This window comes from Actinomyces provencensis, from assembly GCF_900155435.1.
Taxonomy (GTDB): domain Bacteria; phylum Actinomycetota; class Actinomycetes; order Actinomycetales; family Actinomycetaceae; genus Pauljensenia; species Pauljensenia provencensis.
Window position 1 is genome coordinate 917,008 of record NZ_LT700212.1, and the last position, 13,944, is coordinate 930,951.

Below are 13,944 nucleotides of genomic sequence, written 5' to 3' on the forward strand. Positions count from 1 at the left end.
CACAGCACCACTGCGGCGGTCACTTCCACCGCGGTCGGTTCCGATGCGTCGCGGCTGTCGGCAAGTTGGACGCTGCGTAAGCACCGAGAGCGGGCACGGTTCGACGTAAGTCAGGGCACCGCACGCCGGGCAGTGCTCGGGCACATCAATCCCGTTACCCCAGAGCACGGAAACCGAGACGGTCGTGGCAGCAGCCGCCAGATGTAGGTCCAGGCGACCCGCTTCGGGGGAACAGCCACAGTCTCGGCATGAGCGAGTCGTGTATGTCGCGGCGCATGACACCGGCGCGCGCGCAAGTGGTGCTTGATTCAACAACTCTCACCGTAGCCAGAGCGGCCCACTAGGTCAGTAGGTAGACTTTCTACCGGTAGTCAGCTAGCCTACTGATCGTGAGCGGAAACATGCGCCAGCACTGGCTCCACGGGTTCTTGGACGTGTGCCTGCTTGCCCATGGTCGGGATTACGGTCGAGGGCTGGCGGAACGGCTCGCGGAGGCGGGGTTCGACGAAGTGCCTGGTGGGACCTTGTATCCGGCACTCCTCCGTCTGGAGAAACAGGCGCTGGTGCGAACGGAGCGAGAAGCGTCGGCGTCTGGTCCGCCGCGGAAGTACTACGAACTCACCGACTTGGGCTACGCGACCATGCGCGAACGGCAAGAGGCGTGGCAGCAGTTCCGCGCAGCGATGAGCACGGTTGTGGAGACGTCGAGCTGTGCACCAAACGGCCAGGCTGGAAGGTTGCGATGACAGCGACGCACTGGGAAGCCGAACTGCTCAAGCACTTGACCGAGGCTGGTATCGAAACCGCCGAGGCAAGTGAGTTGGCCAGTGACGCGGTGGCTGAGGCGGAAACGGCTGGTCTCGACCCGGACTCGATGTACGGGCCTGCGGTGGCCTATGCCGATAGGCTCGCCCAGACGGTGCGTCGGGCTACCGCGATCGCCGCTCCGTTGCCACGCGATCGCGGAGTGGTCGTACTTCGCTTACGCCGGGTGAGTAAGAGTTATCGACGCCATCAGGTTCTGCGTGAGGTGGACCTCAGTCTACGCGCAGGAGAGGTCGCGGCGATCGTGGGCGCCAACGGCTCGGGTAAGTCGACCTTGCTCAATATCTGCGCCGGCCTCGCCCGGGCGTCATCTGGGACGGTCGAGCGCACCCCACGGATTGGATACGCCCCGCAGCACGATGGCGTGGCTGCTCTGTTGACTCCAGCAGAGCACTTCCGACTCTTCGGCTCGGTCTACCAGATGAACTCGAAGAAGTCCGTGTCAGTCGGTACGCATCTGGCGTCGCAACTCGGCTGGCGGCCTCGTAAGGATCTCATCGCGTCCCATCTCTCCGGCGGGACGCAGCAGAAACTTAACGTCGTCCTCAGTGAGCTGAACCGCCCAGACCTCATCCTGCTCGATGAGCCCTACCAAGGCTTCGACCAGGACTCCTACGTCGACTTCTGGGATCAAGTCTTCCGCTGGCGAGATGGCGGTGCGGGAGTGCTGGTCGTCACGCACTTGCTCCACGATCTCGACCGGGTTGACCATGTGCTCGAACTGCATCCAGTCGAGGATTCCTGATGCTACTCACTGTCACTTCGACCGCTTTGCGGGAGATGAGCCGCCGTCGGGTAGCTCTGCTGTTCGTCTTCCTCTTACCGCTGGTCTTCTACCTGGTGCGCATCGACGTGCATTGGCAGGCGATCCGCTTCCTTGCTATCGGCGTCGGGTGGGCTGTGGCCACCCTGTCGCTTTTCAGCCACGTCGGCTCCCGCCGCCTGGACCGGCGGCTCAGCGTGATCGGAGCCTCACCCACGGCGCTGTTCTTCGGCAGACAACTCGCGCTCGTCACAGTGGGCGTGGTGGTCGCCGCAGCCTATTTCTGTCTCGTTGCCCTGACTCAGGACGATTTGCCTCGCCCCGGCGGAATCGCACTGCTGCTGGTGACGACCGTCCTGATCGGCGTGCCGCTGGGCACGCTCGTCAGCCTTGTCATCACCCGAGAACTCGAAGGCGCACTTGCCTTGCTCTCCATCATGGCCCTCCAGCTCCTCGTGGACCCGGACGGGTCATTGGCGAAACTGCTACCGCTGTGGTCGACCAGGGAACTGTCTGCCTACGCCATCCAAGAGCACAGCACCGACAGCCTCAGCGCTGGACTGATCCACTTCATCGTCACGGCGTCGATCTGCGTTCTCGTTGCTTGGATCGCCAGCCTTGTCCGACTCAGACCAGTTCGCATCCTTCCGCCGACCCAAGAAGAACCAGCCCATGCGGACTTGAGTATCTCGGCGTCGCGTGATGATGAAGGCCCTCCCCACGCCGGTACCGCAGATACGAGAAGCAGAGACTAAGTACAGCCCGGTTGCTGCTCGCACGCATACCGCACACGGCCCGACATCCCCTATCGCCTACGACTGCGTGAAACTGATCGTCGTCCGCTCCGGGTCGGCAATCCTGTTCAGTGAGTTCGGCACCGGGCACGTAAATGTCGGCGATGTCGTTGTGCTCGCGGCGAACACCCTCTGCGGAGCCGAACCGGAGGGGAAGGTCACGACCACAACGCTCTACCTCGACCGTGACTATCTGATCGATCAGGTGTTCTGGCAGCATGCCGCCCAGTTCACGGACAGGCTCGATGCGCAACGGTTTGTCGAGACTCGCTACGCCGAGCCCGCGCAGATACTCCGGATCGGCGAGGCACGAGCAGGATTACTGATGCCCTGGCTGGACGAGTTCGCGGCATTGAGCATCGACGGGCTCGACCCTGCCAGGTTCTACCGAGCGCAGTCACTGCTCTTTGCAGTTCTCGACGTAGTCGTCCCTTATATGACGGTAACCGGGGAGCGTGTCACCTCGACACAACGAGTGACCACCTATCCGACCCTTCCCCGTCATCGCGCCTTCCTCCCGCTGCGCATTGAAGCGCGGCACGCGGCAGAGCTGTTGCGCGACACGCCAGAACGGCGCTGGACCGTCCCGGACCTCGCGCGCGCTGTCCACCTCTCTCCCTCGCAGTTCAGTCGGGTCTTCGTAGCGGCATTCGGTAAATCCCCGATCGCGTACCTGACGATGGTGCGCGCCGAGCGTATGGCTCACCTGTTGCACACGACGGACGCGCCCATCACCCTCATCGCCGCTGAGGCAGGCTGGAGCGATCCTACATATGCAGCCCGGCAGTTCCGCCGCAGCGTCGGCCTCACGCCTCGCCAGTACCGGGCGCTGCGCAAGCGGAAACCGAGCGCCCGCTGACTCGGACGATTCGCGCATGAACTCGGACGATTATGCGCGCATCCGACCCCTCGCACCCGGCTTTCTTCTGGCGCGAGTAGACCGGATGGGACTCGTCGGGTTCATCCCGGAGCCTGGTGGTCGCGACCTCGTTTCGTCGTCCGTCTCGTCCTCCTGATCCTCCCGGCGCACCTCGTTGGTGCACCGCCGCCCTCTCCTGGGCGCGCGGTCTACGCCGGGAGGAGGCCGGAGCAGATGGCAACGAGGCAGGAGACCCGCCGGGCGCGGGAAGCGAAGCTCGACGAGCTGCACGAGAAGCTGACCGGCGCGGTCGAACAGCTCGTGTCCGGCCCGGATTGGGCACGCGCGTTGGCGTTCGCGGCCCGGTTCCGAACACGGAGCTTTTCAAACAGTCTCCTTATCTGGGCACAGCACGCGGCCGCCTATGAGGCGGGCCGGGTGCCTGAGCCGTTCCCGTCGTATGTGGCCGGCTACAAGCAGTGGCAGGCGTTGGGACGGCAGGTGGAGAAGGGGCAGCCCGGCTACCAGATTCTCGCTCCGGTGACGGGTCGGTTCGCGTCGGCGAACCCGGCGGATGCGGACTCCTGGCGTCGCCTCGGGAAGGGCGAGAAGCCTCGGCCAGGTGAGGTGGTGCGCTCCAAGATGGTGGGCGTCCGACCGGCCTACGTGTGGGACGCGAGCCAGACCACCGGCGACCCGATCCCCGAACCACCGTCGCCGCGGCTGCTGGAAGGCGAAGCGCCCGCCGAGTTGTGGGACGGCCTCGCAGCGCAGGTCGAGGAGCGCGGGTTCACGGTGCTGCGGGTGCCGCACGAGGGGATGATCCACGGCGCCAACGGCATGACGGACTACACCGCGAACACCGTGGCGGTGCGGGAGAACATGGACCCCGCAGCGCAGGTCAAGACCCTCGCCCACGAGCTGGGCCACGTCCTGCTCCACGGCCCCGATCAGGACGAGGCGCGGCAGCATCGCGGCATCGGTGAGGTGGAAGCCGAGTCCGTCGCGCTGATGGTCGGTGCCGCTCACGGGATGGACACGTCCGGTTACACGATCCCGTACGTGTCGACCTGGGCAGCCCGCGTCGACGGGAAAGAGCCGGTGGAAGTCGTCAAGGCCACCGGGGAGCGGGTCCGCAAGACCGCCCGGGCGATCCTGGACCAGCTCGACACCGCGCAGGTCGGTGACGGCACCCCGCCCGGTTTGGACCGGGACGTGACCCACCGCGAGACACCCGCGCACGTACGACCGGCACCGGAGCCAGCGCCGTCGCGGCAGGCGTCGTCGTTGCCTGAGCCAGGTGTACGCCCCGTCCCGGTGCCGGCGCTCGAGGGACGGGGGCTGTGATGGCCGAGCACGGTGCGGTCTCCTCGGTCCTGCTGCTGCGGATGAGCGGGGCGTGGCCGTTGTCGGCGGCCGCACGGGAGTTCGCGTCCGCGGGGGTGCCGGTCTTCCCCTGTGTGTCGTATGGGAAGCGGCCGGCCACCGGACACGGCTTCTACGACGCCACCACGAACCTGGATCAGATCGAGGCGTGGTGGCGGCAGTCGCCGGGAGCGAACATCGGTGTCCCGACCGGCGCCGCCTCGGGCGCGGTCGTGGTCGATGTGGATGTCCACGGCCCGGTGGACGGCCATGCCGGGTTCGACCGCGCCGCCCGTGCCGGGCTGGTGGACGGGTGGGAGCTGTTGGTGCGCACTCCCACGGGCGGGATGCACGCCTACTACCCGGCGACGCCCGACACGGAGCAGCGGTCGTGGCAGGCCGGGCGCGCTGGGATCGACTTCCGCGGCGACGGCGGCTACATCATCGTCCCACCCTCGCTTCGCTCCATCGAGGGCACCACAGTCGGATACCGGGTCGAGGCGATCAACACTGGCCCCGCCGGCCTGTTGGACTCCGACGCGCTGCGGGATTTCCTTGACCCCCGCCCCGCACCTCGCCCACGGACCGAGACCTGGCAGCCGGTGGGGCGGAAGGATGCGCAGCGGTTGGCGTTATGGCTGGACCGGCAGGAGACCGACCGGAACTTGAAGCTGTTCTGGGCGTCCTGCCGTCTCGCCGAGGGCGGCGTCCCGCTCACCGATGCCCTCGATGCCGTGCTGGCGGCAGCGAAGTCGGACTTCGGGCCACGAGAGATCACCGCCACGGTCCGGTCCGCCTACCGCACCGTCCGCGGCGAACCAGCCCGACGCGGCCCATCGTCTTCGCTGGTGCGAGGTGAGCCGCCGGTGGCCGCGGACGGCTGGTTCAGCCGTGACCCCGCCCGTCCGTCAACCGGGCCGTCGAGGGTGCGAGGGCTGTGATGACCAGCCCAATCACCATCAGCACGGTCACGAGCAGGGCGACGAGTCGCCGCTGGGCGGTGGTGACGGCGGTGTCCGGGACGGTGTTCATCGCCACCGGCGCGTTCTGGCTGTCTTTCACCGCGCTGGCAGACCTCGCAGCCCGAAGCGGTGTCGGTGCAGGGCAGGCGTGGGCGTGGCCGCTGATCGTGGACGGCATCATCGTCGTCGCCACCGTCGCCGTCGTCGCCCTCGCAGGCCAGAAGACCGCCTGGTATCCGTGGGCGCTGCTGATCGGCGGCGCCGCGGTATCGGTGACCGCCAACGCGATCCACGCCGTGGTCGCCGCCGATGCCGACGTGCCCGGCGTGCTCGCCGCGTCGGTGGCGGCGGTGCCGCCGGTGGTGCTGCTGGCGATCACCCACCTGACCGTCATCCTCACCCGCCCCACACCGAGCACCGCCAGCACTGATGACGCAGACGCCGTTCTCGCGGCGCCCGACCCCGCGGTCCTGGATGCTCTGGGCCGGTCATCGCCGCAGGAGCTAACAGCACCACACGACACCGAGCAGTCCGCACACGGCACGCGCACGAACGCGCCTGACACGCCTGCGACCGCCGCCCTGAACCGGAAAGACCGGGCGGCCGAGCTGCGCCGGCGGAGCTGGTCGAACAAGCGCATCGCCCGCGAACTCGGCGTGCACCCGTCCACGGTCGGGCGCTGGTTCGCCAGTGCGCACCTTCCTGACAGCAACGATGGTGAGGAGGCGACCCGATGAACGGGAACCCACACGAACAGCACGAGCGGCGACGGCCGACCCCCGAGCCCGAAGGCGAGCGGGAGTCGGATGACGAGACCGGCACGCCGGATGCGGTGGAAGCCGCCCAGGTTCGCCGTGACGGTGATCAGGGCACGCCCGGACACGAGAGGCGGGCGCGGGGGGTGGAGTGGGTGCGGCCCACCGATCTGATCGCTCGGCATGGGGCGACGCTGTCGGGGCGGGGTATCGACTTCGAGGCCGAACTGGCCCGCCGCGCCCGCGCCCCGCTCGCGAACCGGATGCACGACCTCGCCGACCGGGCGCGCCGATTGCCGCCGCTGTCCGCCTTCGGCCACAACACCACCAGCCCCACGGGGCCGGTGCGCTCCGGTGTCGGGATGAACAGGTGACCGGCCATGACCACCACGACACACCACGACGACGACCACAGGGAGCGGGCCGAGGACTTCACCACGGGTGAGGGTCTGCGGACCCTGCTGACCCGGCTGCACGAGGCAGGCGAGAGCGCGTGGGCGTCCGATCCGGCCGCACGGGAGCTGATGGCCTATACGGCGGAGAAGTACACCCCGCTGGCGCGCAAGCACGGTCTCGATCCGTGGGAGGCAGCATCGGCCGCGTTCGATGCGATGCAGTACGCCTCCACCCGGCGCGCGGATGATCCGTGGGCGATGGTCACGCACGGGGTGCGGATCACCTGCATCTTCGAGGAACGCGCCCAGGGACTGCTCTGCTCGGTCCACCAAGCAAGGCGTCCGCACGTGTCGGCGTTCCACGACCCGGAGCGGTTCGGCGACCGGGACAACCCGCTGACCGACTACCATCCCGCCTTCCACATCCACGATCGCGCCCCTGGAGACAGCGAGACCGCCGCCGACTCGGACAGCGGCAGTTCTGGCGGCGGTTCGGGGTCGGATCGGGCGTGCATGTCCGCCGAATCGGCGAGCGAGGATGCCATCGCCTTGCTGTGCCTGCTGGGCTGGGCACTGGAGACGGCACGGGCCTCGGTGGAGCACGTGTGCGGGGCGCTGATGCGAGCCGGCACCCGGCAGTCCGCGTATGAGGGGCTGCGGCGGGACCGGCACGCCCGCGTCCTACTGGACCTGCCCGGCCGATCCTGGACCGTGCTGCTGCGGGCGCTGCTGGGCAACCCGCACCCCGCCTACACCGCGACGAATGCGGGCAAAGGGGTGCTGCTGCGGCTGCTGATCGGCGAGACGCTGCCGGTGCTGCTGCGCGACGACGACCTGGTGCTCTCCCTGTCCCTGGCCGCCCCCACCCACCATGACCGCGACCGTGATCGTGGCGGGGGTGATGGGGTGTGAGTGAGGTGCAGGCCGGCGGAGTCCAGCTCGACCGGGTGGTGGACTCCATCATCGTCGGGACACGGCACCGCGCCGACCTGGGCGACGTCGACGCCCTGGCCGCCTCCATCGAACGCGAGGGCCTGCTGCAACCGCTGACGGTCACCATCGACGGAGTGCTGGTATGCGGGGCGCGGCGGTTGGCGGCGATCAAGCAGCTCCGCTGGCGCACCGTCAGCGTCTGGGTCCGCTCGGCCCTGTCAGATCGTCTCGGGCAGTTGCTGGGCGAACAGGACGACAACATGCTGCACAAGCCGCTGACCCAGCTCGAAGCCGCCGGCCTGTACCGGGAACTGAAACAGGAGATGGCCCAAGACGCCGCCCGCCGGCAGGCCGCGACCCGGTTCACCAGCGAGCATCAACCCGGGAGCAACGGTGGTGGACAATGTCCACCACCGTCAACCGGGCAACTCGGAAAGACCCGCGAGCAGGCCGCCGCCATGATCGGAGGTGGCGCCTCCTACAAGACCTTCGAGCGGATCGGCTACCTCGAACGAATCGCCGCCGACCCCGCCCAACCCGAACCCCTGCGCGCGCAAGCCGCCGCGGGACTGGAGCAGATCGAGGCCGGCGCCCCCGTACACCCCATCTTCCAAGCCGTCCGCGACGCCGCGATCACCGCTCAAAGCGAGCGGGAGGCCGACCTGCACCAGATGGCCGACGAGGCCGTCGCCCGCGCCACCGCCGCCAAGAAGCAGAAAGGCAAGCAGCCGGCGCCACGTCCGGTGCCGCTGATCGGCGCCGATGGGCAGCCGGTGCGGTATCCGGTGCGGGCCTTCATCCACACCTGGGGCGAGCTGACCGAGTGGTGGACCCACTACGACCCAGACCAGCTCGCCGCCGAACTGAGCGACGAGCAGATCGAGTCCTTCCTGAACACCGCCGAAGGCACGAGCCGGTTCGCCGAGGAACTGCGCGCCGCACGCGACCGCCGAGCAGCCGACGACGCCCCATCGGCGCGAGGGCACCTGCGCGCCCTCTGACTCCGTCGCGCTGAGCGCGAGGGAAAGGGTGCGCGCACCTGTCGGGTATGAAGACTCCCTTGGCCTCGTCCGATGCTCGTTCCCGTCGCCGGTTCATCGCCCTGGTCGCTGCACTGGTGGTGATCGTGGTGCTGGCCGGGGTCGGCGTCTACGGCCTCCTGACCGGACCCCCCACGAGCGATCGCGACCCTGACCATGACGGCGGCACGCGGCCGGGACCGGTGGTCACCTCTCCTGGCGACCCGGCCCCAACCGGAACCCCGTCCCTCCCAGCCCTGCCGGAGGTCGAGGCGTCGGACGACCCGGAGACCTTTGCCCGCAACGTCGCCACGGCGTTGTTCGCGTGGGACACCGCCTCGGGCTTGATGCCGCTGGACTACAGCTCGGTGGTCCTCGCTGTGGGTGACCCCTCCGGCGCAGAGCAGGCCGGCCTCGCCTCCGATGTCGCCGCCTACCTCCCCTCGCGGGAAGCCTGGCTGGAGCTGCGCCAGTACGCCACCGCCCAGCACCTGACCATCGAGGACGCCTTCGTCCCCGAGGCGTGGGACACGGCGGTGGAACAGGCCCAACCCAGCCAGCTCGCCGAAGGCACCACCGCCTACACGATCGAGGGCACCCGCCACCGCGAAGGCGTCTGGAACAACGAGCAGGTGACCTCCGAGCATCCGGTGGCGTTCACCGTCTTCATCGTCTGCGCCCCGACGTACGACACCTGCCATCTGCTGCGGCTGTCCCAGCTCGACAACCCCCTGCGATAACGGGGTGATCGCTCGTGTTGAAGAAGGTCACGGTCGCCGCGCTGTTCCTGGTGTTCTTCGGACCCGCCCTGGCGTTGCTGTCGGTCGGGGTGCTGATGAACCCCGCCGCCACCGCGACCGTCACCTGCACCGTCAACGGAGGGGTCACGGTCGGAGACGTCCCTGACGAGCTGGAAGTCACCACCGCCAACGGCGAGACGTTCACCCTCAACCGGCAACAGCTCACCCACGCCGCCACGATCATCGAGACCGGCTCCGGCATCGACGGAGTGACCCGCGACGGCCTCGTCATCGCGTTGATGGCCGCGCTCACCGAATCCACCCTGCGGATGCTCTCCAACACCTCCGCCTACCCCGAGAGCGCGAACTACCCCAACGACGGCGACGGCTCCGACCACGACTCGTTGGGCCTGTTCCAGATGCGGCCCCAGTCCGGCTGGGGCACCGTCGCCGAGCTGATGGACCCCGTCTACCAGGCGCAGGCGTTCTTCGGCGGCCCCACCGGACCCAACCACCCGAGCCCGCGGGGCCTGTTGGACATCCCCGGCTGGGAACAGATGGACAAGGGCGAGGCCGCCCAAGCCGTCGAAGTGTCCGCCTACCCGGACCGGTACCGCAACTACGAGCCGGTCGCCGAGAACATCCTTGCCACCCTCACCACCACGACAGCCGGCGCCAGCGAGGCGAGTGACGACGGAGTCGTTCCGGTCGCACAGGCAGCCGGGCCGGAGTCGTCGCGGGTGGTATTCCCGGTCCCGGAGGGCACCTGGGTGCTCACCAGCGAGTACGGGCCGCGGGCGCATCCCATCACCGGACAGGACTCCTTCCACACCGGCACCGACTTCGCCGCCCCCGACGGCACCCCGCTCCTCGCCGCCGCCGATGGCGTGGTCACGGTCGCGGAGTTCAGTGGCGGGTACGGCGGGCTCATCGTCATCGAGCACACCATCTACGGGCAGACCGTCGCCACGGCATACGCGCACATGTGGGAGCACGGCATCCACGTCCAAACCGGCGACACCGTGACCGCCGGGCAGCACATCGGCGACATCGGCTCCTCGGGCAACTCCACCGGCCCGCACCTGCATTTCGAGGTCCGCCTCGGCGGCACCGATGGTGAGCACACCGACCCCGCCGCCTGGCTCAACAGCCATGACGCGGCCGACCTGCCCGAACCCGAGACCGGCACACCCGGCCAGGACTGCGACCCCGACACCGACACTCCCGGTCAGGCGCCGCAACCGTACGACGGCGACCCGAACCAGATGGTCGACGACCCCACCAGCGACGGCCAGATCACCGCCCGCATGCTCCACCTCTACCAGCAGACCATCGCCGCGTTCCCCGACACCTCCTGGGCCTGCTACTCACCCCGCCCCGGCACCAGCTCCGAACACCCCCTCGGACGAGCATGCGACGGCACCTTCGGCAACGCCATCGGCCAGCACCCCACCCCCGCACAGCGCGAGCTCGGCTGGGACGTCACCAACTGGATGCAGGACCACGCCGAAGCCCTGGGCGTGGAGTACCTGATCTGGGACGGCCGCATCTGGTCCCTGGCCCGCGACGCCGAAGGGTGGCGCCCCTACGACGGCGGCGGCATGCACAACCCCGGCGACGTCACCGGCGGCCACTACGACCACCTGCACGTCACCGTCCGGGCCAACTGACGGTCGTATCAGTGGGCGCAGCAGTGACCGCTGGGGTGGGCATCGCTGTACTGGTCGTGAAGGTCCCACCACACATATGGCTCGCCCTGGGGTCGCCCGGCAGGGCTGTCTTCCCAGCTCTCCTGGCGTCCAAGCGGTGTGAGATCCAGCAGGGGGAAGAGTGGGCCGAGGGTCTCCACGGCTCGTGCGTTGGTGAAGTAGCTGCGGTACACCTGGTCGTGGTCGCGGACGAAGACATTGAACCCGAAGAACTCCGGCACGTCGAAGTCCTGCTCGAAGTCGCTGTCGACCATGGTGTACCAGGGCACGCCATGCCAACCCATCCGGGCTCGGTACCGAGCGATGAGGTCTTGCGATGCGGTCGAGACCATCGCGAACGTCGTGTCGCGTGCGTTCAGATGCGCGGGATGAACCAGGCTGTCGGCCAACAGGGAACATCCCGAGCAGGCCCCCTCGGGCCAGTTCTCCACATCGGGTGCGTAGAAGAATCGGTACACGATGAGCTGATGGCGGCCCTCGAACATCTCCAGCAGGTCGAGCCGGCCGTCTGGACCTTCGAAGGAATAGTCGTGGTGCACGCGCGTCATCGGCATGCGGCGGCGTTGGGCCGCCAGCGCATCGCGGGCCGCAGTCAGTTCCTTCTCTTTGAGGAGCAACTCCTGCAACCGCTGCCGCCACTGGTCTTCATTGACGATCTCGGGCCACGTGATGGGCCCGGATGTGGACGGAGCGTCAACCATCGGGTCCTCCTCTCAGTAGCGTCCAGAGTATCTGGGCACAGCGCAACCTGTCCCGGCCACGACACAACCACGTGCGAATTAACCGGCGCACCGTGCATCTGATGACGACCACAGCCGGCACCTCACTGCCCATGCGGGACACCACCATGCGCACCTGACAGGCATGGATTTCGAACGCTTTGAATACTTGCCTGCGCCGGTTGAGAGCTGAGTCGTGATGGACGTGTTCCCCGATTTCGAGGGCCTCGGTGGGATCGGTGAGCTGCGCGAGGTCATCGGCGCTCTCCTCACCTTCGTACTCATCATCGCCGTACTCATGCTGATCGTGTCGGCGATCATCTGGGCTGTCGCCTCCGCGCACGGCAACCACGCCACCGCTTCCAAAGCTCGCACCGGCATCCTCGTCGCCCTCGGCACCGCCGCGCTCGCAGGCGGCGGGGTCGCGTGGATGAACTGGCTGATCGCTCTGGGCGACCAGATTTAGACATCGCAGGCTCACTACGCTCCGCCATAGAGGATGTTCCTAGAACGGGAGCCCTGTCGAGGAAGTGTCGGGAAACGCCGCTGCTGACTCGGATTCAGTGTCTTCTTGCCACTCCGTCCTGATCGCGATGATCAGTTCCCGGTCAGATCCGAGCTTCTCCATCGCTTTTCTGAATGCCTTGGAACGCGTACTCGCTGTTCCGACGAATCCACGCGAGATGAGTTGAGTGAAGGCCTTCCGCCCTAGGTACTTCGCATTCCTGTAGGTAACTCGGAAGCCTTCTCGGGGCCCGACTTTGAATGTGGAATCAGTCATGGCTAGTCGTATCCAGTCAACGGAGACGTACATGCCTTTAAGCGTCTGTCCGTCGAGTTTACGACCAGCGTCTCCACGCACGAACTTGAACCAGAATGGTGTCTCGAATGCTCGCCAGTCTGCCGCGCTCTTTGGGATCTCACGACCTCTTGGCATGAGGCCTATAGCGTGAACAGAACGAGTTCTTACAGTTTGTAGGGGAATGTGTTTCCGGTGATGAATGTTTCGAACGCGTGGCGGGTCTGTTCGAACGTGTCGCGTTGGAGGTTGGAGATCTGGGCCTTGGCTTCTGCCCAGACGTGTTCGATGGGATTGTGGTCGGGAGCGTAGGGCGGCATGTTGATCAAGTGAATACCGGCCAGCGTCTGGTTGGTGGCGAGTTCATGGCGGAGTTTCTTCGACTTGTGCCAGCCTGCATTGTCCCACACGATGGTGATCTTGTGGCCCTTGTGGTGGAGTGCGAAACTGGTGAGCGCAGTGATGATGGTGTCACTGTTTTGCCACTCGACTGCTTCCAGGTGCACGCTACCCGTCTTCTGGTCGAGGAACCCGATGTAGGACTGGGCCTGACGCTGACGGTCGACCTTCAGCTTCGTCTTCTCACCCCGCTTGTACCATGCCCGCCGCGTGATCGCCTCGTGCTCAAGGCGGACCTCATCTGCTGCCACCACAATCACCTCAGGGTCGGCGAGGTCCTCAGCGAGCTCCGCCTGGATCTCCCCCATGCGCACCTCAATCACATCGTCGCTGGCCCGGCGCTTGTCGAACGCTTCCACACCATGGAAGGACAAGCCTGCTTGGTGGAGGAGGAACACCAAGGACGTGTCACTGTCGTAGGTCACCTCGAAGCGGTCACTGACCCACGCGCTCAGTGCAGGCACCGTCCAAAACCCACTCGGCACCAAGTCCGGGGAGGGTGGTTGGGACAGGACCTCCATGACTTCCTCCCGTTGGGAGACAGTCAGCTTGGAAGCATTCAGGTTCCCCAACTTGAAGTCATGGATGGACGCCAACCGACACTCCCCAAAGTCCCTCTTCCACTGATTGACCGTGGAGGGCTGACGTCCGACAATGCGAGCAACGAAATCAATGCCTGCACCTTCGGCGAGCATGAGCATTGCCTCAGCCTTCTCACGCATCAAGACCGTCGGCCCGTGTCTCTTGTGGTCAAGAAGAATATCCCATTCTTCCACCGTCACCTCAATCTTTCCCATAGCGTAATTCTACGGGCCCGCTCACACATTTTGGCGTTATCACCAAAGCGTGTCCGGATTACGATCGCGAAATATCGACAGGCAATTCTGAACCATCAGAACTCGTTCTGT

At 66.7% G+C, this 13,944-nt stretch carries 15 protein-coding genes; 13 read left to right on the forward strand and 2 right to left on the reverse strand.

Going from position 1 to position 13,944, the window contains the following annotated elements; translation table 11 throughout:
• Positions 1-389: 389 nt before the first annotated feature.
• From BQ9890_RS03955 to BQ9890_RS04010, 12 genes are all read left to right on the forward strand, one after another.
• Positions 390-746, forward strand: coding sequence for a PadR family transcriptional regulator (locus BQ9890_RS03955; protein ID WP_230297809.1), 357 nt, complete (start codon positions 390-392; stop codon positions 744-746).
• Positions 743-1,570 (forward strand): ATP-binding cassette domain-containing protein, encoded by an 828-nt coding sequence (locus tag BQ9890_RS03960; protein ID WP_075889520.1) that lies wholly within the window; start codon positions 743-745, stop codon positions 1,568-1,570. Before BQ9890_RS03955 ends, BQ9890_RS03960 begins: the two co-directional genes overlap by 4 nt.
• A complete protein-coding gene (locus tag BQ9890_RS03965) occupies positions 1,570-2,343 on the forward strand; it encodes a hypothetical protein (RefSeq protein WP_075889522.1) in 774 nt (257 codons plus the stop codon). The genes BQ9890_RS03960 and BQ9890_RS03965 overlap by 1 nt, the downstream gene beginning before the upstream one ends.
• Positions 2,344-2,410: 67 nt before the next feature.
• The gene (locus tag BQ9890_RS03970) at positions 2,411-3,241 is read left to right on the forward strand and encodes an AraC family transcriptional regulator (RefSeq protein WP_230297810.1); all 831 of its coding nucleotides are present in this window, start codon (positions 2,411-2,413) and stop codon (positions 3,239-3,241) included.
• 234 nt (positions 3,242-3,475) lie between these two features.
• Positions 3,476-4,588 carry an ArdC-like ssDNA-binding domain-containing protein gene (locus BQ9890_RS03975; protein ID WP_075889524.1) on the forward strand — a complete coding sequence of 371 codons (1,113 nt, stop codon included), beginning with the start codon at positions 3,476-3,478 and terminating at the stop codon, positions 4,586-4,588.
• Positions 4,588-5,547 carry a bifunctional DNA primase/polymerase gene (locus BQ9890_RS03980; protein ID WP_195907622.1) on the forward strand — a complete coding sequence of 320 codons (960 nt, stop codon included), beginning with the start codon at positions 4,588-4,590 and terminating at the stop codon, positions 5,545-5,547. Before BQ9890_RS03975 ends, BQ9890_RS03980 begins: the two co-directional genes overlap by 1 nt.
• Entirely contained in the window at positions 5,547-6,305 is a 759-nt protein-coding gene (locus BQ9890_RS03985; RefSeq protein ID WP_195907623.1) for a DUF2637 domain-containing protein, read from the forward strand. The genes BQ9890_RS03980 and BQ9890_RS03985 overlap by 1 nt, the downstream gene beginning before the upstream one ends.
• On the forward strand, positions 6,302-6,697 hold the full coding sequence (locus BQ9890_RS03990; protein WP_075889528.1) for a hypothetical protein: 396 nt from the start codon (positions 6,302-6,304) through the stop codon (positions 6,695-6,697). The genes BQ9890_RS03985 and BQ9890_RS03990 overlap by 4 nt, the downstream gene beginning before the upstream one ends.
• 6 nt (positions 6,698-6,703) lie before the next feature.
• Positions 6,704-7,630 (forward strand): hypothetical protein, encoded by a 927-nt coding sequence (locus BQ9890_RS03995; RefSeq protein WP_075889530.1) that lies wholly within the window; start codon positions 6,704-6,706, stop codon positions 7,628-7,630.
• A complete protein-coding gene (locus BQ9890_RS04000) occupies positions 7,627-8,652 on the forward strand; it encodes a ParB N-terminal domain-containing protein (protein ID WP_075889532.1) in 1,026 nt (341 codons plus the stop codon). Before BQ9890_RS03995 ends, BQ9890_RS04000 begins: the two co-directional genes overlap by 4 nt.
• Before the next feature lie 47 nt (positions 8,653-8,699).
• Positions 8,700-9,410, forward strand: a complete 711-nt coding sequence (locus BQ9890_RS04005) for a hypothetical protein (RefSeq protein ID WP_075889534.1) — start codon at positions 8,700-8,702, stop codon at positions 9,408-9,410.
• 17 nt (positions 9,411-9,427) lie between these two features.
• Positions 9,428-11,080, forward strand: coding sequence for a M23 family metallopeptidase (locus BQ9890_RS04010; protein WP_407638868.1), 1,653 nt, complete (start codon positions 9,428-9,430; stop codon positions 11,078-11,080).
• Positions 11,081-11,088: 8 nt separating this feature from the next.
• On the opposite strand, the gene BQ9890_RS04015 is transcribed toward BQ9890_RS04010, so the two are convergent.
• Positions 11,089-11,820 carry a DUF899 domain-containing protein gene (locus BQ9890_RS04015; protein WP_075889538.1) on the reverse strand — a complete coding sequence of 244 codons (732 nt, stop codon included), beginning with the start codon at positions 11,818-11,820 and terminating at the stop codon, positions 11,089-11,091.
• 223 nt (positions 11,821-12,043) lie between these two features.
• Between BQ9890_RS04015 and BQ9890_RS04020 the strand changes: the two genes are divergently transcribed.
• Positions 12,044-12,304, forward strand: a complete 261-nt coding sequence (locus tag BQ9890_RS04020) for a DUF6112 family protein (protein WP_456047827.1) — start codon at positions 12,044-12,046, stop codon at positions 12,302-12,304.
• Between the two features lie 500 nt (positions 12,305-12,804).
• Here the strand turns inward: BQ9890_RS04020 and BQ9890_RS04025 are convergent, their stop codons facing one another.
• Positions 12,805-13,833: an IS630 family transposase gene (locus tag BQ9890_RS04025; RefSeq protein ID WP_075888578.1), complete on the reverse strand. Its 1,029-nt coding sequence runs from the start codon at positions 13,831-13,833 to the stop codon at positions 12,805-12,807.
• Positions 13,834-13,944: the final 111 nt, after the last annotated feature.

What these genes read in the sequence shown, in the direction of transcription:
- BQ9890_RS04025 (WP_075888578.1), bottom strand. Translation starts at nt 13,833, where the DNA reads ATGGGAAAGATTGAGGTGACGGTGGAAGAATGGGATATTCTTCTTGAC.
- BQ9890_RS03965 (WP_075889522.1), top strand. Translation starts at nt 1,570, where the DNA reads ATGCTACTCACTGTCACTTCGACCGCTTTGCGGGAGATGAGCCGCCGT.
- BQ9890_RS03980 (WP_195907622.1), top strand. Translation starts at nt 4,588, where the DNA reads ATGGCCGAGCACGGTGCGGTCTCCTCGGTCCTGCTGCTGCGGATGAGC.
- BQ9890_RS03985 (WP_195907623.1), top strand. Translation starts at nt 5,547, where the DNA reads ATGACCAGCCCAATCACCATCAGCACGGTCACGAGCAGGGCGACGAGT.
- BQ9890_RS04015 (WP_075889538.1), bottom strand. Translation starts at nt 11,820, where the DNA reads ATGGTTGACGCTCCGTCCACATCCGGGCCCATCACGTGGCCCGAGATC.
- BQ9890_RS04005 (WP_075889534.1), top strand. Translation starts at nt 8,700, where the DNA reads ATGAAGACTCCCTTGGCCTCGTCCGATGCTCGTTCCCGTCGCCGGTTC.
- BQ9890_RS03975 (WP_075889524.1), top strand. Translation starts at nt 3,476, where the DNA reads ATGGCAACGAGGCAGGAGACCCGCCGGGCGCGGGAAGCGAAGCTCGAC.
- BQ9890_RS03995 (WP_075889530.1), top strand. Translation starts at nt 6,704, where the DNA reads ATGACCACCACGACACACCACGACGACGACCACAGGGAGCGGGCCGAG.
- BQ9890_RS03990 (WP_075889528.1), top strand. Translation starts at nt 6,302, where the DNA reads ATGAACGGGAACCCACACGAACAGCACGAGCGGCGACGGCCGACCCCC.
- BQ9890_RS03960 (WP_075889520.1), top strand. Translation starts at nt 743, where the DNA reads ATGACAGCGACGCACTGGGAAGCCGAACTGCTCAAGCACTTGACCGAG.